Genomic DNA, 20059 nt, shown 5'->3' on the forward strand with positions numbered 1-20059 from the left:
CGACCGTATTCGAACGGCCTCACTCGTCGACCGACATCGAGCGACGGCGACTGAGTGAAACGGGGGAGCGAACTCACCGTTCAAGCCATCAGTAGGACTTCGGCAGTCCCAGTTCGCGCTCGGCGATGAAGGTCTTCGCCAACTCGTTGGAGACGGGGCCGATCTGGAAAAAGCGAGCATCCCGCCACAACCGGTTGATATCGTACTCTTCGGTCACCGACCAGCCGCCAAACGTCTGCATTCCGTGGTTCGCCGCCTCGTATGCGGCGTTCGATGTCGCGACTTTCGCCGAATTCGCAGCGATCCCGACGTCGTCGCCGTCGCGGTCGTAAATGGCAGCCGCCCGCAAGACCTGTAGCCACGCACCCGTGGAGTTCACCTTCGCCTCGGCGAGCGGAAGCTGAATGGCCTGGTTCTTTCCGATCGGCCGGTCGAACACGTCGCGTTCGGCGGCGTACTCCGACGCGAGTTCGATCGCGAGCTCGGCGGCGCCGGCGAGACCGGCCGAGAGGGTGATCCGCTCGACGTTCAGAAGATCGAGCACGTGATACCAGCCGCGGCCGCGTTCGCCGATGAGGTGATCCGCAGCGACTTCGACCTCGTCGAGGAAGAACTGTGTCGTCGTCTCCGTCCGTATCGCGACTTTGTCGATGGGCGTTATCGTCACGCCGTCCGCGTCTGTCGGAACCATGAACAGGGATATTCCCTGGCTCGGATTCGCTTCGTCCCTCGAGGACGTCCGCGCGACGACGAGAACGTGATCCGCGATATCGGCACCGGAGATGAAGACCTTCTCCCCGTTCAGTTCCCACCCGGAATCGGTTTCCGTGGCGCGCGTCTCCATCCGGAGCGCGTCGAACCCTGCGCCGGGTTCGGTGATCGCGAAGGCCGGAATCGACTCGCCCGTAACGATGTCCTCGAGGAACAGTTCGCGCTGTCGCTCGGTCGTGTAGGTCGCGAGTACTTCCCCGACGAACATCGTCCGCGCGATCGGAAGGACCGGAACGAGGCCGGCGTCCGACTCCGCCATCTCTTTCAATACGATCGCGGCGTCTTGCAGGCTCGAGTCGGAGCCGCCGGCGGCCTCCGGGAGCGTCATACTCACCCAGCCCGCCTGCGCAGCGTCCGTCCAGAACGACCACGGGAATTCGTGGTCGACGTCGTGGGTCCGCCAGTACTCCCGATCGTAGTCGCTCATCAGATCGGAAACGGACCGACGAATCAGACGCTGTTCCTCGGAATACTCGAACTCCATACCGTCTACTTCTCTGCGATGCTATATTAATTGCCTTGCCCGTTTGCTGAGGTCGGTCGCAACTCGTCAGTACGATTTCGGCAGGTCCATGACGTGTTCCCCGACGTAGTTCAGGATCATCTGCTGTGAAACCGGTGCGATTTGCTGCAGGCGCATTTCCCGCCAGAATCGTTCCACCTCGGAGTCCGTCATGTAGCCGGCTCCGCCGAGCGTCTGGATAGCGCGGTTCGCCGCTGCGGTTCCCCACTCGGTCGCGACGAAATTAGCGGCGTTCGCTTCGAACCCGCAGTGGTCGCCGTCGTCGTACTTGCGCGCGGCCCGCCGGTTTGCGGCGTCAGCGACCTCGAGGTGTATTTTCGCCTCGGAGAGCGGAAACTGAACTCCCTGATTTTTCCCGATCGGTCGATCGAACACCTCGCGCTCCGCGGCGTACTCCGACGCGATGTCGAGAACGTGGTTTCCGGCGCCGATACAGCCCGCGCTGACGATCATCCGTTCGGGGTTGAGGAGGTCGAGAATCGCCGGCCAGGAACCGTCGACGGAGCCGAGGACGGCATCGTCAGGAACGCGGATTTCGTTGATGTAGACGTGACTCGTGTCCGTATAATTCAGCCCGAGTTTGTCGAGCGGTGATATCTCGACGTCGACGTCGTGTTCGTCGCGGTCGACGAGAAACATCGTGATCCCGCGAGTCCGGTCTCCCTCGTCGGGCGGACTCGTCCGGGCCACCACGAGTAGAAGATCGGCTCGAGCCGCGTTCGAAATGTAGGTTTTTTCGCCCTCGATTACCCATTCGTCGCCGTCTTTCGCGGCCGACGTCTGCATAGAAAGCGTATCGAATCCGGTCTCCGGTTCGGTCAGAAAGAACGCGACGTTCGCCTCACCGTCCGCTAACCGCGGGAGATACGCTTCCTTCTGGGCCTCCGTTCCGTTCCCCGCGAGTGCGAGCTGTGCGAGCCCGTGAATGATGTACACGAAGGTCGCCCCGAACCCCGCACCCGATCGCGCCATCGCTTTCACCATGGTGAGTTCCTCCTGCATCGTCCCACCGCTCCCGCCGTACGCTTCGGGCGTCCGGAGTCCGAGCCACCCGCCCTGCTTGAGCCGGTTCCAGAATTCGGTCGGAAACTCGCGTGCCTCATCCTTTTTTCGCCAATACGTCTCGTCGAATTCCTCGAGGGCCTCGGAGACGGAGTCGGCGATCAGTTCCTCTTCCGCCGTTTTGTCGATGGTCATGAGTTATGGAAACCTCACCGGTTCCGAATCTAACCGATCATGGGAATCATACACATGCGAGACCGTAAAGGTTGCTCTCGTCGGCTATCGGTCGCCCGTCCGATCGCCGGTCACGCGTGGGCGATCTCGAGCTCGAGTTCGTTCACCGTCTCCAGCAGTGTCGTCGATAGCTCGTCTTTCACGCCGGATCGGCCGAGTCGGTTCGCCGGCACCGAGACGCTCATGCTTCCGAGGACGCGCTTCTCGTCGTCGAACACCGGAGCGCCGACGGACCAGAGCCGCTCGACGTATTCGCCGTCGTTGAACGCCAGTCCCCGCGAACGGACGTCCCGAAGCGCTTCCCGGAGCGCGTCCGGGTCGGTGATCGTGTTCGGCGTGACCTGCCGGAGATCGGATTCGGAGACGACCGTCTCGATTCGTCCCGGCGGGAGGTTGGCGAGTATCGCCTTGCCGCTCGCCGTCGCGTGCAACGGCACGAAATCCCCCGTATGAACCCCGGTTCGGACGGCGTTCTCGCCGGTTTCCGAGTAGAGGAACACCGCGTTCGTTCCCTCCCGGACGACGTAGTGGGCGCGTTCGCCCGTCCGTCGAGCCAGTTCCACCACCTTCTCACGGGCGGCGATCCGGTGTGGTTCACGACGGCGCGTGTCCAATCCGAACTCCAGAAACCGAAGCGACAGCTCGAGATCGTCGCCGGACTGGACCAGGTAGCCGGCGCGTTTGAGCGTCTCGACGTGGCTGTGAACGGTGCTTTTTGCGAGGCCGGTCTCGTCGGCGAGCGCCGTCACGCCGGCTCGGTCGTTTTGGTGAACCGCCTCGAGGATCGCCAGCGAATTCTCGGTTGCGTCGATCATGTGTTCCTCCGGCGGGGTCTCACGGTCCGTCGATCGGTGGTTCGCCCCTGCCGAACGAGATGACGTTCGATCAGTTGCCACATAACGGTGCTGTTTCCCGTTCGGGAGGCCCTGCCGAACGGGTTCCGGAGAGACGTTCGCCTCGCATCGATGCAGGTCGTCGAGCATTCGGCTCGGAGATGGACGCTGACGGTCGACAGCGGACAAATTCCGCCGACCGATCGTTCCGCGGACGCGTTCACGCCTCCCGAACGCCGAATCCCCACGAACCCTCTCCCGTCGTGTTATTTTCGAGCGTTTCGAACGTATATTTTCTGGAACACTTATGGTCGTGGCTCATGTCAGATGAGGCATCCGCTATGATCGGAGAAGACACGTTCCTGACGGACGAGGAAGAAACGTACCTGGCCGACGCGATAACCACACTCGAGACCGAGGTGTTCGTCGACGGACTCGGTCACGACCACTTCCGGGCGCTCGACGAGAACGAGGTCTCTCGAGAGGAGTGGCAGGAGTACGTCAGTCGAATGGGCGACGCCGGCTTCAACGCGATCTCGGTTCCCGAAACGCACGGCGGTCCGGGCGGGACGATAATCGAGACGGTGCTGGCCGAACAAGCGATCGGCTACTGCGGCAACATCGTCCACGCCTGCCAGACGTCGCTGACCCAACACGTCGGGCGCACGATGTACGAACACGGGAATCAACACATCACGGAGACCTATCTCGAGCCGATGGCCGCGGGGGATCTCGTCGTGGCGCAGGCCTACACGGAACCCCGGAGCGGGACCGACCTCGCCCATCTCGAGACCGACGCCGAGAAGGACGGGGACGAGTGGGTGATAAACGGCGAGAAGCGGTTCATCGACTTCGCGCCCTACGCCGACTTCTACTTTACGCCCGTGCGCACGAGCGGCGAGGACGGCGACCGCGAGGGGGTCTCGATCATCGTGATCGATCGCGATACCGACGGCATCGAACTCCTGCAGGATCAGTCCGACTGGCACGGGTTCCGGGGAACCGGGGCGTCGTGGATGCGGTTCGACGACGTCCGCGTGCCCGAGGAAAACCTCGTGGGGAACGAGGGCGAGGCGTGGTCGTACATCACCGACGAGCTCAACCTCGAGCACCTGACCGTCGCCCGTTACTGCCTCGGAGCGAGCCAGCAAGCGCTCGAGATCGCCGCCAACTACACCGCCAACCGCGAGGTCAACGAACGACCGGTCTCGCGGTACCAGGCCGTCAACCACAAGGTCGCCGAGATGGTGACGAAACTCGACGGTGCGTACCTGCTCAACACCCGTGCAGCCCGGATTATGGACGACCGCGGCGTCTCCGCCGGCCGGATGGAGAGCGCGATGGCGAAGTGGCTCGGCAACGAGTGGGCTCACGAGATCGCCGACACCTGCATCCAGATCATGGGCGGAATCGGGACGACCACGTCGTATCCGATCGAGCAGACCCAACGCGACGTCCGCGCTGGCAGGTTCATGGGCGGTGCGACCGAGGTCATGAAGAGCGTCGTCCAACACGACGCATACCAGTTGCTTCTGGACGACGAATTCAACGGCGACCTCGTCGGCAACGAACGCGAGGGGCTTCCGTGGTTGAACGGAGACGAGCAGCCGGCACGGATCGCGGACGAATAGCAGCGTTCGATCACATCACAGCGAATCGTATCGGTGAACCGCAGCGATCGATCGTGCCGCTCGCACGGGGAAGCGGTGGGCTGTGAACCGTGAGGCCGACCCGCGATTCGTCGACGCGCTCCGTCCGGTCACTCGACGAGTTCGTTCAACAGGCCGCCGGGTTCGGTCTTCGAACGCGGCTCCCCCTCGAGCAGGTCGTCGAACTCCGCCGCGAGCTCCGACGGATTCCAGCCGCCTTCGCTCGTCAGCGACCGATCCAGTTCGGGATCGGTGACGGTGAAGACGGTATCGCCGCCGATCGCGAAGGTCCACCCGGTGATATCCGTCGCGTCGTCGGACAGCAAGACGATGGGCAACGCGACCACCTTTTCGGGCCCCAGTTCGCCCCGCGGTAACCGCTCGAGAACGTCGTCCGGAACGTTCGCGTCGAGCATTCTGGTGATCGCCGCCGGCATCATCGCGTTGACGCGGACGTTGTACTGGTGGAGTTCGCGGGCGGCCGTTCGAGCGAGCCCGAGCACGCCGGCCTTCGCCGCGGAGTAGTTGAGCTGTGCGGGGCTCCCTCTGGCCGACGCCGACGACACCGAAACGAACGAGCGCTGGGTCTCGAGCCCCTCGGCGTTGCTGCGCTGGCGCCAGTGATTCCCCAGGTGGTGAACGAGGTTGAAGTGGCCGGTGAGGTGGACGTCCGTCACCGCGCTCCAGTCTTCCGGGTCCATATTGAACAGCATGTCGTCCCGAAGGAAGCCGGCGTAGTTGACCGCGCCGTCGATGCGACCGTACGCCGCGACCGTTTCCTCGACCAGCGAGCCGACGTACTCGTAGTCCGTGATGTCTCCGAAACTCGCCGTCGCCTCGCCGCCGTTTTCTGTAATTTCGTCGACGACGTCGCGAAGCGGTTCCTCGTTCGCACCCTCGCCGTGCGGCTCCGAACCGAGGTCGCTGACGACGACGCTCGCTCCGAGCTCGGCCATCTGAACCGCCGTTTCCCGTCCGAGGCCGCTGGCACCGCCGGTGACGATGACCACCTTGCCGTCGATCATCGCGGCTCACCCCGGTAGTCGACGTTCTCCTCGACGATGTCCCAGATGTCGCGGGCCATCGGCTCGCGGGCCTCCTCGTTGAGGTGCCCGACGAGTCCCGCCGACCGAGAGACCAGCGCGATTCCGCGAGCGACGAGCGGATCGAGACCGAGTTCGGAGACACCGACGCCGATGGCACCCGTCGCGTTGATCAGCGGACGGGATCCGAACCGTTCTTCGGCCGCGTCCTGCACGTCGTGTATGAACTCGAGAAACGGTCCGTCCATCCCTTCGGCCTCGAGGATGTCGAAGATTCGTTCGGTCCGAGGGTCGGTCGGGTCGTGTTCGGGGTGCCCGAACCCCGGCAGCCGATCGTGCGCGTCGACGATGTCGCGTGCGACGGCGTCGCTCGACTCGCCGGCTTCGATCCGCGAGACGCCGTCTTGCACCAGTTCCGCGACGTCTTGCATCGAGCCGAGGAAGGTCTTCCCCGCGCCGAGCAGACCGCTCGCGACCGCGCCCTGTACCGCCTCCGGCGCGGAGTCGTACGTGAGCCGCGCCGCGATCACGCTCGGCGTGATTCCGTGTTCGACGACCGTGACCAGGAGCGCGTTGAACACCCGCGACTCCGAGTCTGTCGGCATCTCGCCCGTCAGATGGAAGTAAAAGAACTCGCCGAAGTCGAGGGTCCCCATCAGCTCCTCCGTGAGATCCGCCCCTCTGACGGTGATACGCTGCTCGTCCGACGTCGCTATCGAGGTTTGCAAGGGTTTCTCACCCATGCGAAGAACGTCTCCGAACGGCGGCTTATATTTACTCCCCGCGGAACGCCGGATCGCGGTCCTCGAAGAACGCGTCGACGCCTTCCCGGTGGTCTCGAGTCGACTGGAGCAAGCCCTGCGACGTCGCTTCGTTCCGAATCGCCGTCGCGAAGTCGGCGGTCGCGCCCGCGTTGAGGTCTCGCTTCGCTAACGCGAGCGCCTCGGTCGGCGCCGTCGAGAGGTTCGAAACCCACTCGTCGACCAGTTCGTCGAGTTCTCCCGACGGAACCGCGTCGTTAACGAGTCCGATTTCGGCCGCTTCGTCGCCCGAAATCGGTTCGCCGGAGAACACGAGTTCCTTGGCCTTGTGGAGGCCGACGAGTTGCGGAAGCAGGAACGAGCCGCCGAAATCGACCGACAGGCCGATGTTCTTGAACACCTCGCCGAACGTCGCGTCCGACGCGGCGAACACCAGATCACCCGCCAGTGCGAGGTTCGCGCCGGCGCCCATCGCGACGCCGTCGACGCTGACGATCACCGGCTTCTCGAGGGTGAACACCCGCTCGACCGTATCCCTGACCTGATACAGGACTTCTCGCCGCATTTCGGGCGGGGTGACGTTCCGTTCGCGACGACCTTTCATCCGGTCGATGTCGCCGCCCGCACAGAACGCACTGCCCGCGCCCGACAACACGACGCAGCGGACGTCGGGGTCGCGCTCGACCGTGTCGAGGACCTCCGACAGGCGTTCGACCAGGGCGTCGTTCAGCGCGTTGTACTTGTCCGGTCGGTTCAACTCGACGCGTGCCACACCGTCGGTCACGTCCAGGAGAACGGGTTCGTCAGTCATTGCGTCTCGCCTCCGTCTCGGAGGCGGTTTCGTTTTATCTTACCGGTTATCGTCTTCGGCAAGTCGTCGACGAACTCGATCTCGCGGGGATACTGAAAGCGGGCCAGATTCGATTTCACGTGTTCCTGTAGCTCCTCGACCAGGTCGTCGGACGGATCGACGCCCGACGCCGTCTCGAGGACGGCTTTGACGATGTTCGTCCGCTCGGCGTCTGGGACGCCGACGACCGCCGCCTCCTTCACGGCCGGGTGCGCGTTCAGGCTGGACTCGACTTCCGCCGGGCTGATCCGGTAGCCGGAACTGATGATCATATCGTCCCTGCGACCGAGATACCAGACGTAGCCGTCGTCGTCGATCCTCGCCGAATCGCCGGTTCGATGCCACCGCCCCTCTCTGACGGCCGCCGTCTCCGCCGGTCTGTCGAAGTACTCGAGATACATGGTCGGGTTGTCGTCCGTCGCGACCGCCAGTTCGCCCGCCTCGCCCGCGGGGAGTTCGGTCCCGTCGTCGTCGAGGATCGTCACCTCACAACCCGGCAGCGGCTTGCCGAGCGCGCCGAGTTTCTCCGCGCGCTCGTCGCCGAGGGGCGGGTACCCGACGCTGTAACACTCGGTCTGTCCGTAGCCGAGCGTCCCGAACGCGTCGAAACGCTCCTCGGCCCACTCGAGCATATCGGGCGTGACGCGCTCTCCGCCCGCCGAGACGACGCGAAGCGAGAGATCGTACGAGTCGATCGTCTCGCGAGGGAGATCCATCATCTGCCGGAGGGCCGTCGGCGCGGTGACGAAGATCGTCACGCCGTAGGCCTCGAGTAACGCCAGCGCCCGCTCCGGATCGAACTTCCCGTCGTACTTCACGACGGGCATCCCGAGCGTCCACGCCTCGAGCAGGTTCGCGAAGCCGCCCGCCCAGGCGAGATCTCCCGAGTGCCAGAGGAGATCGGACTCGTGGAAGTCGCGCATGTACTGGCCGACGTACCGGTGGCCGAGAGCGTACCGGTGGGCGTGGAGGACGCCTTTCGGATCGCCGGTCGTTCCGGACGTGTAGAACAGTTGCGCCGGATCGGTCGGCGACGTCTCGACGGGGTCGAACGAACTCGAGCGATCGGCGAGCAACTCCGCGAACGGAATCGGCCGGTCGTCGGCGGCGACGCCGTCGCTGGTCGTGGCTTCGAAATCGTCGTCGCCCCGAACGACGACGACGTCGAGCGACTCGGGAGCGTCGATTTCCGCGAGTTTCTCGAGGCCGCGCTCGTCGGTGACGATAAGTTCGGGCGACGCGTCCCGCAAGCGATCCGCGATCCCGTCGGGTTCGAACAGGTGGTACAGCGGCATGTTGATCGCGCCGAGTTTGTGACCGGCCAGCGTCGCGACCAGGGACTCGGGAACCGTCGGGAGGAAGATGGCGACGATATCCCCGCGGTCGATCCCGCGGTCGCGAAACGCGTTCGCACACCGATTCGAGCGCCGAGAGAGTTCGTGAAACGTGTACGACTCCGCATCGCCGGCGGCGTTCTCCCAGTAGAGAGCCACGGCGGACCGATCGGCGGCCCACCGATCGCAGATGGCTTCCGCCATGTTGTACGTCTCCGGACGCTCCCACTCGAACGACTCGTAGATCTCGTCGTAGCGCCCCGGTTCCAGGTGTCGCAGGTCGTACGCGCGCTCCGTCATTCCGGGTCACGCTCCGACGCGATCGGCTCGAGTCGAATCTCGGAACGCTCGCCCGGTGTCAGCGGTAGCGGTCGTCGCTCCTCGGCAGGTTCGAACGGTATCATCGTGGTACGTTTTCACACACCAGCGCATAAAACTAGGTCTCGGCCGGCTCCGAGCGGGTCTACTGATGGGAACCCGACGAATTCGTCGGAGACCGCTCATCGGTGCCGTCGGCCCAGTGCCGACGCGACGGTGCGGCCACCGACGGAGCGCGGACCGCCCTCGGTCGCCGTCTCGTCGTCGAACTCGTACCGGATCGATTACTGGATGACGCCGTTGCTTCGGAGCGCTTCGATCCGTTCGTCGGAATACGCGATCTGCTCGAGCACTTCCGTCGTGTGCTGGCCTTTCGACGGCGGCGGGCTGCTGTATCCGGGCCGTTCGCCGTCGGACTCGAACGTGAACGGGAGGGCCGCGACGTCGACCGGCTCGTCCACTTCCGGGTTGTACGATTCGGTGAGCATGGATCGCGCCTCGAGGTGGGGCAGTTCGACGACCTCGTCGATCGATCGCACCGCGGCCGCGGGAACGCGCGCCTCTAACAGGAGCTGTTCGAGCTCCTCGGCTGTGTACGAGGCGAACGCCTCGCGTAGTTCCTCGCGCAGTTTCGGCCGGTTTTCGATCCGATCGTCCATGGTTTGATACTCGGCTCTGTCGATCAGATCGGACCGATCCACGGCCTCACAGAGCCGTTCGAACATGGTCTGGGTCATCGTGATCAGATACACGTATCCGTCCGATGCCTCGAAGAGTCCGTTGGGAGCGCTCCCGATCCCCAGTTCGCCGTTTCGTTCCGGGACTTCGCCCGTCGTGTCGTAGTTGGCGATCCAGTAGGACATCCAGGAGATCCCGACGTCGAACAGCGAGACGTCGATGTGGTCGCCCTCGCCCGTCTTGTCCCGCTCGCGGATCGCGGCCATGATCGCGAAGGCGGCGTTGGTCCCGGTGCCGCAGTCGATCAGGCTCGAGCGGATTCGGACGGGCGGTCGGTCCGGGTAGCCGGTCGTCGCCATCAGGCCCGACATCGCCTGAATACACGGATCGTATCCGGGGAAGCTGCGGTTCGGGCCCGTCTGTCCGTACCCCGACAGCGAGCAGTAGACGATGTCCGGGTTGTCCGCGGCGACGGAGTCGTAGTCCAGGCCGTACTCGTCCAGGACGCCCGGGCGGAAACTCTCGATTAACACGTCGGCTTTCGCGGCGAGGTCCGTGAGGAGCTCCTGCCCCTCGTCGGCCTTCAGATCGACGCAGATGCTCTTCTTCCCGTTATTGTAGGCGGAAAAGAGGCTCCCCTTCATCAGGGGTCGAAAGGCGTCTCCGTTCGGCGGTTCGACCTTGATCACGTTCGCCCCCATCTCGCCGAGCATCTGCGTACAGACCGGACCGGCGATCGATTGAGTAAAATCTAGCACATCGATGTCTCCTAACGGTTGCATGCGAAGTAGTCGCAGAGACGGATATATAAACATTCGGTCGTCGGGCGCGTTCCGGCGGCTTTTCGGAGGCCGGCGATCTGCGTTTGGACTGACGGACTGATCCCGCGCTCGAGCGCGCCGGCCCGCGCGTCGATGTCGTCTTCATCTCGCTCGAGGCGGGAGGGACCGTGCTCACCGGTACTACGATAACGGTGGGGGTCTAGTATCGAGGAGAAGGCTATGAAAGTCCACGACGCAGTCATCAGGCTGTTCAACGAGGAGGACGTCGAGACGCTGTTCGCGTTGATGAGCGAGGACACGATGCGCACGCTCTCGACGATACAGGAGCAGTGGAGCGAAGAGATGCGCGTCGTCCACACGCGCCACGAGCAGGGTGCCGTCGCGATGGCCGACGGCTACTCGCGGGCGAGTGACGACATCGGCGTCTGTCTGATCGGGCGAGGGCCCGCCGTCGCACAGACCGGCACGTCGCTCGTCACGGCTCAGAAGAAGGGGTCGAAGCTGCTCGTCATCGTTCCGGAGATGTCCGTCTCCGACCCCTACGATATCAAGGACTTCGAACAGGAATCCTTCCTGAAGTCGACGGTCGGAACCGTCCGCACCGCTCGAAGTCCCGAAACACTGCTTCCGACGCTCGAGGATGCCTTCCGGAGTCTTCGAGTCGGCGAGGGACCGATAGCGGTACAGGTTCCGTGGGACGTACTGGACGGCGAACTTCCCGAGTCCGACCTCGAGACCGACCGAAATCGATCGGCGGCGGCGACGAACGCCGCCGCGTCGGACGCTCGACTCCATCCCGACGACGCCGCGATCGATGCGGCCGTCGACCTGTACCTCGATTCGGACGCGACCGAGATCCCGATGGTCATCGCCGGTCGCGGCGCGATCGCGGCGGACGCGAAGGAGGCGATCGAATCGTTCGCCGAGCGGACGAACGCCGCGCTCGCCACCACCCTACAGGCTCGAGGCTACTTCGACGATCATCCGTTCTCGCTCGGGTTCGTCGGCGACTTCGGGAGCAACATCGCGAACGAACACCTGCACGAGAGCGACTTCGTGCTGGCGGTCGGCTGCAGCCTGAACCCGTATACGACTGATTCCGGCCACCTCATCGAGGACGGGACCAAAGTCGTCCACGTCGACACGGACCCGAGCGCGGTCGGGCGGTACGAACCCGTCGATCTCGGCGTCCGAGGGGACGCCCGGCTGACGGTCGACGCGTTGACCGAGCGGCTAGCGGCCCACGGAATCGACCGGAGCGGCGAGTTCTGGACCGATCGGTTCCGAAACCGGATCGCGGACACGCCGTCGCTGGACGAGGGCGAGTTCCCCGAACAGGAGGGGCGAATTGATCCGCGAGAACTGGTCCGGGGGCTCGATGGCATATTGCCCGAAAACCGCGTGGTCGTCAGCGACGGTGGACACTTTTCCCGGTGGGTCCTCGACGGGGTTTCGACGCCGGAGCCGGGCGATTTCCACTGGACGCTCGACTTCGCGGCGATCGGGCAGGGACTCGCCCACGGGATCGGCGCGGCGCTGAACGCGGGCGACCGCGCCCCCGTCACGTTCTGTGGCGATGCGGGGTTCATGATGGCGCTGCAGGAGGTAGACACCGCCGTCCGCCACGAGATACCCGTGACGATCGTCGTGATGAGCGACAGCGCGCTCGGAACGGAGTATCACAGTCTGCAAACCGCCAACGAGTACGCCGACGTCGCCCTCCTGGACGCCCCCGACATCGCGGACGTCGCACGGTCGCTCGGCGCGGACGGCTACACCGTTCGCTCGAGCGACGATCTGGACGCGCTCAGCGACGTTCTCGACCACCGACCGGACGGGCCCGTCGTCGTCGACTGCAAGACGAACAGCGCCGTCCGCCATCGAAGCAAGATGTAGCGGGCCGTCGAAGCGCGCGCTGTCGAACGACGCACCGTCGGCTCCGTCCTCCTCCACCGTCTCGGTTTCTCGCATCCACCGTCCGTCTCAGCGCCGGCACCGGTACGTTTTCGTGGGTGTGCCGTCATGGTGACGCATGGATCTCGGACTGGACGGACACGTCGCGTTGGTTACGGCCTCGAGTAGCGGTCTCGGAAAGGCGTCCGCGAAAGCCCTGGCGAGGGAGGGCGCACACGTCGTTATCAACGGGCGAGACGAACAGCGGTTGGCCGACGCCGCCGAGGAGATTCGGGCGGTCGCCTCGGGGGACGTGATCGCACAGCCGGGCGATCTCACGGACCCCGAGGACGTCGAAACGCTCGTGTCGCGCCCCGTCGAGGAGTTCGGGCGATTGGATCACCTCGTGACGAGCGCCGGCGGACCGACGCCGATGCGCCCGCTCGAGCCGGACGACGACGAGTGGTACGAAGCGTTCGACCTGCTGACGATGAGCGTCGTTCGGCTGGTCCGCGAAGCGGCGGCGCACCTCCGGAGCGGTGACGGAGGCTCCATCGTCGCCATCACCTCGATAGCCGCCAAGCGAGCGGACGGCGGAAACGTCCTCTCGAGCTCGGTGCGGACGAGCGTTATCGGCCTCGAGAAGGTGCTTTCGAAGGATCTCGGCCCGGACGTTCGCGCCAACGCCGTCTTGCCGGGGGTTCACGAGACGCCGCGTCTCCGGGACGTGTTCGAAGCGGCGGTCGAACGGGGCGAGTACGACTCCTACGAGGAGGCGAAGGCCGCCCGAGTGGCGTCGATTCCGGTCGAACAGATCGGCGATCCGGACGCGTTCGGCGACGCCGTCGCGTTCCTCTGCTCCGATCGAGCGGGCCAGATAAACGGTGCGGCGGTCCCGATCGACGGCGGGGAGAGCGACTCCATTTTCTGAGAGGGGAAGCGCCTGCAGCGGGTTCGACGCTGGAACGGCGGTCCGCAGCCCTGTGCGGTCGGGATGGCAGTCGTTGCTCCAGTATGGCATTCACACCGCTCCACTCGATACGGAGCACAAAGTGTGATCGTTCTATTCGGTCCGGGAACACAAATAATTACGAATCCGATCGAATTCGTCGAAATAGCCCGGGAAAATCGGCTCTCGGCCGGCACAGCTATTTGTTCGAGCATACGGAATCTTTATGAGCCAAGATACGTTACTCTCTCGCATGGAAACGTACACCGATCCGGGGACGGTGAAGGCGACGCGGACGACGTTCGAGATCATCGAGACGCTCGCCGAATCGGACGGCGGTCAGGTCACCGAGATCGCGGACGAACTCGGCCTCGCGAAGAGCACTATCCACCGGCATCTGGCGACGCTCGAGGACCTCGAGTACGTCGTCAAAGACGGCAACAGGTATCGGATCGGCTTTCGGTTCCTGAAGCTGGGTGAAGAGACGAAAAAGCGCACTGATACGTACCAGATGGCGAGTCAGAAAGTCGAGAAGATCGCCGAGCAAACCGCCGAGCGGGCGCAGTTCGTCGTGGAGGAACACGGTAAGGCCGTCTACGTCTTCGGAGCGACCGGTGAGCACGCCGTCCAAACGGACTCCGTGATCGGCAAGTACCGGCCGCTTCAATCGATGGCCGCGGGGAAGGCGATCCTCGCACACCTCCCCGAGGAGCGCGTCGAAGAGATCATTCAGCAACACGGACTGCCGTCGCTGACCGAGAACACGATTACGGACGAGGACGAACTCTACGAGGAACTCGAGGCGATCCGAGAGCGAGGGTACAGCATCAACAATCAGGAGACGATCCCCGGGCTCCGGGCGATCGGCGTCCCGATCGAGTGCCCGGACGGAGACGTTTTCGGCGCGTTCAGTGTGTCCGGCCCCACACACCGCGTGCAAGGTGACCGCCTCGAGGAAACGATCCCGAACGTTCTCCTCGGGACGGCGAACGAACTCGAACTGGATATGAAATACTCCTGAACCCGCGCCGCGACGTTCGTCTCCGGAGGCAACGCACCGTGTTCCCAATTCCGGCCCGGTTCGACCGTCTCATCCCGAACCCCGTTTCGATCGGTCCACAGCCGTTCGATTCACCGACGCAGCGCTATCGATCGTTCCTCGATGAAGAACGGAACCCGCTGCCGCGTCGGGACCTAGCCCGAGAACTTGTCGCGACGGTACAGATCCAGTTCGCTCACCGTGTTCGGCGTCTCCTGACGCGCGGCGAACGCGATCGCGTCGGCGACGGCTCGAGGCCCGGTGACTTCGTCCCGTTCGTAGCGTTCCTCCGAGGTCTGTTCGCGGAACTCCTTGCCGAACTCCGTCCTGACTTCCGACGGGTTGACGATGCTGACGGCGATATCGTCCGTCCCGACCTGTCCCGCGAGACTCTTCGCGAACCCGCGGGTCCACCACTTCGTCGCCGCGTACAGCGGCGCGTCCGGACGGGGGTTCTTGCCCGCGTAACTCGCGACGAAAATCGCCGTTCCGTTCGTCTCGCGGAGGTGCGGAATCGCCGCTCGGGCCGCGTGGAACATCCCGTCGACGTTCACGCCCATGACGGTTCGATACTGGTCGGTCGGAAACTCCTCGACGGGCGTCTCGGAATCGGTCGCGATTCCCGCGTTGTTCACCAGCACGTCGAGACGGCCGAACTCCGAGACGGTCTCCTCGACGGCCGCCTCGACCTCGTCTTCGTCGCTCACGTCCGCGGGACAGACGAGCGCCGACGCGTCCGTCTCGGATTCGATTTCGGCCGCGAGTTCCGTCAACCGATCTGCTCGACGGGCGACGAGTGCGACGTCGGCACCGTCGGCCGCGAGCGCGCGAGCCGTTTCCCGTCCGATTCCCGCACTCGCGCCGGTAACGATCGCTCCGTTGTCTGCCAGCGGTTGGGTAGCCATCGGTGAGACATTGTCGCGGTGGTGTTAAACTCTAGGTGTTACCGCCGTGGACGGAGACGGACCCGTGTCGATTTCAGCGGGTCCGCTCGAGGTAATTCCCCCACCCACGGCCCACGCGCCCTCATCCGTAGCGGAGGGCCGACGATCGACTACCGGAAGCCGACGGACCAGTCGACTACAACCCGAGTCGAAAGATTCGATTCGCCACGAGGATACCGAGGCCGAGGATCATGATTCCGCCGAGGACGGTAAACGAGACGTCCCACCCGTACAGGTCGGCGAGAATACCGACCACGACGCTTCCCGTCGCGCCCGTCGTCATGTAGGCGGTTCTGACGAGACCGAATCCGGTACCGCGCTCGGACGCCCCCAGGAGGTCCATGAACCGCGACTGGATCGGCGCTCCCCAGCTCATCGCGAGTCCGATGAACAACACGCCCGCGACGAATTGCGGGAGGCTCCCGGCGACGACGAGCAGTCCGTACCCGACGATGCCGGCGCTCATCGTCACGATCGCGGCCGAATCGCGACCGATTCGATCCGAGAGCCCGCCCATCAGCGGTTGCGTGAGCCCGTGGACGACGAAATACAGCGAAAAGAGCGCGCTCGCGATCGCCGGCGACAGTCCCTGCCCCTCGGCGAAAAACGTCGGCAGGAACGACGCCGTCGCCTGCCAGACGAACGCGCAGAGAAAGGAGAGCAGCGTCGTGTACGCGATCGACGGTCGGGAGAGCAGTTCGAACATCGCGCCGAGTTCGGCCCGCTCGCGCATCGGTTGCTCGGGTCGATCCGGTTCCGTCGGACGGATTCGCCACGCGAAGAGGACGAAAATCGGGGCCGCGACGAAGAAGCCGAGTAACACGCCCGCTCGCCACCCGTACCGAACGGCGATCAGCGTCGCGGCGACCGGCGCGACGAGACCCGCAACGGGGCCGCCGGCGATGTGCAACCCGATCGCGCGACCCGTGTCCGCGAACTGCTTCGTGAGATACGTCGTCGCGACCGTGTAGTGGAGGCCGGCACCGACGCCGAGAACGATCGTAAAGAGGACGAAAAATTCGTACGACGGAGAGACGGCGAGCAGCAGACTGGCGATCGCGGTCAGCCCGAGTGCGACCAGGATAACCCGTCGTTCTCCGAACCGATCCCCGAAGATACCGCTCGGAAACTGGGTGAGCGCGTACGTCGCCCACATCAGCGATAACGCGGTTCCGAGAGCCGCGTTCGAAACGGCGAAATCGTCCGTGATCGCGGGAACGAGCGGGCTGATCGCGAGACGAGCCGCCATCGTCGCCATGAACGCAAACGTACAGAGAAGGAGCGCCGTATGTTGATATCGCCAGTTCACAGGCACTCTACAGAGAGCCGATGAAAACGATTTGGGGTATCGGACTATCTGGCCGAATTACGAGTCGGCGCCGTCGGAACGCGTCGTGGCGGTCGTACGGACGGGCGCGAGACGGACACTGATGGACTCGAGACAGGCACTACTGGGCTCGAGACGGACGGAATTTGCGGGATTCGACGGCGACCGTCACGACGACAGCAGGTCGTCGGCGATGATTCGTTTCTGGATCTCGTTGGTCCCCTCGAAGATGCGGGTCACTCGAGCGTCCCGCCAGTATCGCTCGACGTCGAAGTCCGTGGTGTAGCCGTAGCCGCCGTGAATCTGAATCCCCTCGCTGGTGACCTCCTCGGCGATGTCGCTGGCGAAGAGCTTCGCCATCGCGGCTTCGGCGTCGGCTCGTTCGCCGGAGTCGACCGCGTCGGCGACGAGCAGCGTCAACGCCCGCGCGGCCTCGACCTGCGTCGCCATGTCCGCCAACTTGAATCGGATCGCCTGAAACTCCGAGATCGGCTCGTCGAACTGCACGCGTTCCTTCGCGTACTGGACCGAGTCTTCGATCGCGCCGCGCGCTAATCCCACCGACCGGGCGGCGGTGTGGACGCGACCCTCCTCGAAGAAATCCATGATCTGATAGAACCCGTTCCCTTCCTCGCCGCCGACGAGCTTGTCGGCGCTGACGCGTACGTCGTCGAAATTCACCTCCCACGTTTTCCAGCCGTGGTAGCCGATCTTGTCGATCGCCTGGCCGCTGAGACCGTCGCGATCGAACGTCCCGGCCGGCTTCTCGACGATGAAGCCGGAAATGCCGCGATGGGCCGGCTCCGCGTCCGGGTCGGTGACCGCGTACGTGAGAATGAAATCCGACCCCTTCGCGAACGTCGTCCACGTCTTCTGGCCGTTGAGGACGTATTCGTCGCCGTCGCGCTCGGCGCGGGTCTGCATGTTCGCGACGTCGCTGCCCGCGCTCGGCTCGCTGATCGCGATGCTCTTGAGCGCGTCTCCGGACGCCATCTTCGGCAGGTACTCTTCTTTCTGTTCGTCCGTCGCTCCCGCGAGGCTCTGGCCGCGCGCGATGATACTCCCGACGCTGAGCCACCCTCGAGAGAGCTCCTCGGCGATAACCGCGTACGACTTCAGATCCATCCCGAGTCCGCCGTACTCCTCGTCGATGAGAACGCCGAAAAACCCCATCTCCCCGAGCTGGTCGACGAGTTCGGCCGACATCTCCTCTTTTTTCGGGTCGCGCTCGCTCGCCTCCGGGCGGACCTCGTTCGCGACGAATCGCTTCGTTTCGTCGCGCAGTAGCTTATGCTCGTCTGACAGGATGGTGTCCGAAATGTTGTTCATACACGTAGACCGTCGTGCCGGTATTTATTAAACCTTCTACTACATTCCGAATGCGGCACGGAGTGAGCGAACGACGACGGCGATTCGAGGGCGGCGTTTCCTCTCATACGGTCTGCTGTCAGTCATTTCCGGCGCGACCGCGATCCGGCCTGCGGTCGCGCCAGTACATCGTTACAACAAACCGTATCACACGGCGTTCGAGCGGCGTCCATCCGACTCAATGGCTATAAGCGCGGTTCGCATTGACATACCACGATGGACGAAATCGATCACGTCGCACACGCGGTGTGGGATCTATCGGACGCGCTCGAGACCGTCACGGCCGTAGACGGCGTCGAACACGTCTGGACCCTCGAGAGCGAGAAATGGGGGTACCGAACGGCGTACATCCTGTTCGGTAGCGACATGTTCACCCTGCTCTCCCCGACGAGCGAGGAGAGTTTCGTTGCCGACTACCTCGAGCGAAACGGGCAGGGGCTCCATCACATCGGTGCCACCGTTTCGGATCTCGAGACGGCCGTTGCACGGTTGACGGCGACTGGCGGGGAGGTCGTCATGGAAGACGTGGTTTCGGGCGTCCGAAGCGAGGCGACTCTGCACCCCAAATCGCTGTTCGGCCTCCAACTGCAACTCATCGAGTGGCACGACGACGTCGGTCCGACTGCGCGCGACCACATCGAGGCGATGCGCGCCGCCGCGGCGGACGATCGGCTCTGAGTCGACGAGTTACGCGACCGTCTCACCGACGTTTTCGATCGTCTCGAGGATCTCTTCGACGGTAGCGGTGGTCGGCGGAAGCAGTGCCAGCATGTCGGCGATCCCCTCGTAGCGCTCGAAGCGGTCACCGACGGTATCCGGACTACCGGCGATCGCGATCTCGTCGAGCAGGTCGTCGTTGACGGCCGCTCGAGCCGCATCCTTTTCGCCGGCTTCCCACTCGTCCTGGATCCGGTCGGCGGTATCACGGAACCCGTGGTCGGCCACCGCATCGTAGTGGAAATCGCCCATCGCACCGACGTAGAACGCGATCATCTCCCGGCACCTGTCTCGAGCCCGCTCGCCGTCTTCGAGGACGCACGTCGTCACCCACGGGATCGTCGCGACCGCATCGGGGTCGCGATCTCGCTTTCGAGCGCCGCGATCGACGTGTTCGCGCTTCGCCGGAAGCGCCGACACCGGAATGCGGTTCGGCATCCAGCCGTCGCCGAACCCGCCCGTCAGTTCGACGTTCGTCTCGCCCTGTGCGGCGACGTAAATCGGAACGTCCGAGCGAGGCGGATCGAATCGGAGACGGAAGTGCCGGAGGTCGAACAGGTGGCCGTCGTACGTCACCTCGGTTCCGGAGAGGACGCGTCGGACGATCTCGATCGTTTCGCGCTGGCGGCGCAACGCCGGCTGAAAGTCCGCGCCGTGCCAGTTCTCGATCACCTTCGGGCCAGACAGGCCCAACCCGAGCACCGCCCGTCCGTCCGTGAGTTCGTCCAGCGTCGCCGCTCCCTGAGCGATCAGCGCGGGCGATCTCGAGTGGACGGGGATAATCCCCGTTCCGAGCCCGATCGTTTCCGTGCGGGCCGCGAGGTAACCGAGGCGGGTAAACGCCTCTCGCCCCCACGTTTCGGGGGCCATCACGAGGTCGTATCCGGCGTCTTCCGCAGCGATTGCGAGGTCACACTGCTCCTCCGTGGTGACGTCGCCGGTGGCTGGCAACGGCAGCGCGAGGTCGTACGATGGCATACTATCACGAACGAGAAGAGACCGTGTTAGCTGTTTCCCACACGAGGGAGCGCCGGACCATTAATG

General features: G+C 64.3%; 17 protein-coding genes. 5 read left to right on the forward strand and 12 right to left on the reverse strand.

Annotated elements, in window-relative coordinates; translation table 11 throughout:
- Window positions 1-88: 88 nt before the first annotated feature.
- From AC0QDI_RS15855 to AC0QDI_RS15865, 3 genes are all read right to left on the reverse strand, one after another.
- Window positions 89-1255, reverse strand: coding sequence for an acyl-CoA dehydrogenase family protein (locus AC0QDI_RS15855; RefSeq protein ID WP_474669836.1), 1167 nt, complete (start codon window positions 1253-1255; stop codon window positions 89-91).
- A 66-nt stretch (window positions 1256-1321) separates the two neighbouring features.
- A complete protein-coding gene (locus AC0QDI_RS15860; protein ID WP_474669837.1) occupies window positions 1322-2491 on the reverse strand; it encodes an acyl-CoA dehydrogenase family protein in 1170 nt (389 codons plus the stop codon).
- A 110-nt stretch (window positions 2492-2601) separates the two neighbouring features.
- Entirely contained in the window at window positions 2602-3345 is a 744-nt protein-coding gene (locus AC0QDI_RS15865; RefSeq protein WP_474669838.1) for an IclR family transcriptional regulator, read from the reverse strand.
- A gap of 338 nt (window positions 3346-3683) precedes the next feature.
- Here AC0QDI_RS15865 and AC0QDI_RS15870 point away from each other — a divergent pair, with 338 nt between their 5' ends.
- A complete protein-coding gene (locus tag AC0QDI_RS15870; RefSeq protein WP_474669839.1) occupies window positions 3684-4994 on the forward strand; it encodes an acyl-CoA dehydrogenase family protein in 1311 nt (436 codons plus the stop codon).
- A 128-nt stretch (window positions 4995-5122) separates the two neighbouring features.
- Here the strand turns inward: AC0QDI_RS15870 and AC0QDI_RS15875 are convergent, their stop codons facing one another.
- From AC0QDI_RS15875 to AC0QDI_RS15895, 5 genes are all read right to left on the reverse strand, one after another.
- The gene (locus AC0QDI_RS15875) at window positions 5123-6037 is read right to left on the reverse strand and encodes an SDR family NAD(P)-dependent oxidoreductase (RefSeq protein ID WP_474669841.1); all 915 of its coding nucleotides are present in this window, start codon (window positions 6035-6037) and stop codon (window positions 5123-5125) included.
- On the reverse strand, window positions 6034-6798 hold the full coding sequence (locus AC0QDI_RS15880; protein WP_474669843.1) for a citryl-CoA lyase: 765 nt from the start codon (window positions 6796-6798) through the stop codon (window positions 6034-6036). Before AC0QDI_RS15880 ends, AC0QDI_RS15875 begins: the two co-directional genes overlap by 4 nt.
- Before the next feature lie 31 nt (window positions 6799-6829).
- Window positions 6830-7627, reverse strand: coding sequence for an enoyl-CoA hydratase/isomerase family protein (locus tag AC0QDI_RS15885; protein ID WP_474669845.1), 798 nt, complete (start codon window positions 7625-7627; stop codon window positions 6830-6832).
- Window positions 7624-9300 (reverse strand): acetate--CoA ligase, encoded by a 1677-nt coding sequence (locus AC0QDI_RS15890; protein WP_474669847.1) that lies wholly within the window; start codon window positions 9298-9300, stop codon window positions 7624-7626. The genes AC0QDI_RS15885 and AC0QDI_RS15890 overlap by 4 nt, the downstream gene beginning before the upstream one ends.
- Before the next feature lie 302 nt (window positions 9301-9602).
- A complete protein-coding gene (locus tag AC0QDI_RS15895; protein WP_474669849.1) occupies window positions 9603-10778 on the reverse strand; it encodes a CaiB/BaiF CoA transferase family protein in 1176 nt (391 codons plus the stop codon).
- A gap of 219 nt (window positions 10779-10997) precedes the next feature.
- On the opposite strand from AC0QDI_RS15895, the gene AC0QDI_RS15900 reads away from it, so the two are divergent.
- The 3 genes from AC0QDI_RS15900 (at window position 10998) to AC0QDI_RS15910 (ending at window position 14641) form a co-directional block, all read left to right on the forward strand.
- Window positions 10998-12674, forward strand: coding sequence for a thiamine pyrophosphate-binding protein (locus AC0QDI_RS15900; RefSeq protein WP_474669851.1), 1677 nt, complete (start codon window positions 10998-11000; stop codon window positions 12672-12674).
- Between the two features lie 136 nt (window positions 12675-12810).
- Window positions 12811-13602, forward strand: a complete 792-nt coding sequence (locus tag AC0QDI_RS15905) for an SDR family oxidoreductase (protein ID WP_474669853.1) — start codon at window positions 12811-12813, stop codon at window positions 13600-13602.
- Window positions 13603-13873: 271 nt separating this feature from the next.
- On the forward strand, window positions 13874-14641 hold the full coding sequence (locus AC0QDI_RS15910) for an IclR family transcriptional regulator (RefSeq protein ID WP_474669855.1): 768 nt from the start codon (window positions 13874-13876) through the stop codon (window positions 14639-14641).
- 173 nt (window positions 14642-14814) lie between these two features.
- Here the strand turns inward: AC0QDI_RS15910 and AC0QDI_RS15915 are convergent, their stop codons facing one another.
- The 3 genes from AC0QDI_RS15915 to AC0QDI_RS15925 form a co-directional block, all read right to left on the reverse strand.
- A complete protein-coding gene (locus AC0QDI_RS15915; RefSeq protein ID WP_474669857.1) occupies window positions 14815-15564 on the reverse strand; it encodes an SDR family oxidoreductase in 750 nt (249 codons plus the stop codon).
- Window positions 15565-15739: 175 nt separating this feature from the next.
- A complete protein-coding gene (locus AC0QDI_RS15920) occupies window positions 15740-16912 on the reverse strand; it encodes an MFS transporter (RefSeq protein ID WP_474669859.1) in 1173 nt (390 codons plus the stop codon).
- A 186-nt stretch (window positions 16913-17098) separates the two neighbouring features.
- Window positions 17099-18259 (reverse strand): acyl-CoA dehydrogenase family protein, encoded by a 1161-nt coding sequence (locus AC0QDI_RS15925; RefSeq protein WP_474669861.1) that lies wholly within the window; start codon window positions 18257-18259, stop codon window positions 17099-17101.
- A gap of 255 nt (window positions 18260-18514) precedes the next feature.
- On the opposite strand from AC0QDI_RS15925, the gene AC0QDI_RS15930 reads away from it, so the two are divergent.
- Complete coding sequence (locus tag AC0QDI_RS15930; protein ID WP_474669863.1) at window positions 18515-18976, forward strand: VOC family protein; 462 nt, start codon at window positions 18515-18517, stop codon at window positions 18974-18976.
- A gap of 9 nt (window positions 18977-18985) precedes the next feature.
- On the opposite strand, the gene AC0QDI_RS15935 is transcribed toward AC0QDI_RS15930, so the two are convergent.
- Complete coding sequence (locus AC0QDI_RS15935; protein ID WP_474669865.1) at window positions 18986-19993, reverse strand: LLM class flavin-dependent oxidoreductase; 1008 nt, start codon at window positions 19991-19993, stop codon at window positions 18986-18988.
- Window positions 19994-20059: the final 66 nt, after the last annotated feature.

This window comes from Natrinema sp. LJW11 (assembly GCF_056135975.1).

What these genes read in the sequence shown, in the direction of transcription:
- AC0QDI_RS15855 (WP_474669836.1), bottom strand. Translation starts at nt 1,255, where the DNA reads ATGGAGTTCGAGTATTCCGAGGAACAGCGTCTGATTCGTCGGTCCGTT.
- AC0QDI_RS15860 (WP_474669837.1), bottom strand. Translation starts at nt 2,491, where the DNA reads ATGACCATCGACAAAACGGCGGAAGAGGAACTGATCGCCGACTCCGTC.
- AC0QDI_RS15865 (WP_474669838.1), bottom strand. Translation starts at nt 3,345, where the DNA reads ATGATCGACGCAACCGAGAATTCGCTGGCGATCCTCGAGGCGGTTCAC.
- AC0QDI_RS15870 (WP_474669839.1), top strand. Translation starts at nt 3,684, where the DNA reads ATGTCAGATGAGGCATCCGCTATGATCGGAGAAGACACGTTCCTGACG.
- AC0QDI_RS15875 (WP_474669841.1), bottom strand. Translation starts at nt 6,037, where the DNA reads ATGATCGACGGCAAGGTGGTCATCGTCACCGGCGGTGCCAGCGGCCTC.
- AC0QDI_RS15880 (WP_474669843.1), bottom strand. Translation starts at nt 6,798, where the DNA reads ATGGGTGAGAAACCCTTGCAAACCTCGATAGCGACGTCGGACGAGCAG.
- AC0QDI_RS15885 (WP_474669845.1), bottom strand. Translation starts at nt 7,627, where the DNA reads ATGACTGACGAACCCGTTCTCCTGGACGTGACCGACGGTGTGGCACGC.
- AC0QDI_RS15890 (WP_474669847.1), bottom strand. Translation starts at nt 9,300, where the DNA reads ATGACGGAGCGCGCGTACGACCTGCGACACCTGGAACCGGGGCGCTAC.
- AC0QDI_RS15895 (WP_474669849.1), bottom strand. Translation starts at nt 10,778, where the DNA reads ATGCAACCGTTAGGAGACATCGATGTGCTAGATTTTACTCAATCGATC.
- AC0QDI_RS15900 (WP_474669851.1), top strand. Translation starts at nt 10,998, where the DNA reads ATGAAAGTCCACGACGCAGTCATCAGGCTGTTCAACGAGGAGGACGTC.
- AC0QDI_RS15905 (WP_474669853.1), top strand. Translation starts at nt 12,811, where the DNA reads ATGGATCTCGGACTGGACGGACACGTCGCGTTGGTTACGGCCTCGAGT.
- AC0QDI_RS15910 (WP_474669855.1), top strand. Translation starts at nt 13,874, where the DNA reads ATGGAAACGTACACCGATCCGGGGACGGTGAAGGCGACGCGGACGACG.
- AC0QDI_RS15915 (WP_474669857.1), bottom strand. Translation starts at nt 15,564, where the DNA reads ATGGCTACCCAACCGCTGGCAGACAACGGAGCGATCGTTACCGGCGCG.
- AC0QDI_RS15925 (WP_474669861.1), bottom strand. Translation starts at nt 18,259, where the DNA reads ATGAACAACATTTCGGACACCATCCTGTCAGACGAGCATAAGCTACTG.
- AC0QDI_RS15930 (WP_474669863.1), top strand. Translation starts at nt 18,515, where the DNA reads ATGGACGAAATCGATCACGTCGCACACGCGGTGTGGGATCTATCGGAC.
- AC0QDI_RS15935 (WP_474669865.1), bottom strand. Translation starts at nt 19,993, where the DNA reads ATGCCATCGTACGACCTCGCGCTGCCGTTGCCAGCCACCGGCGACGTC.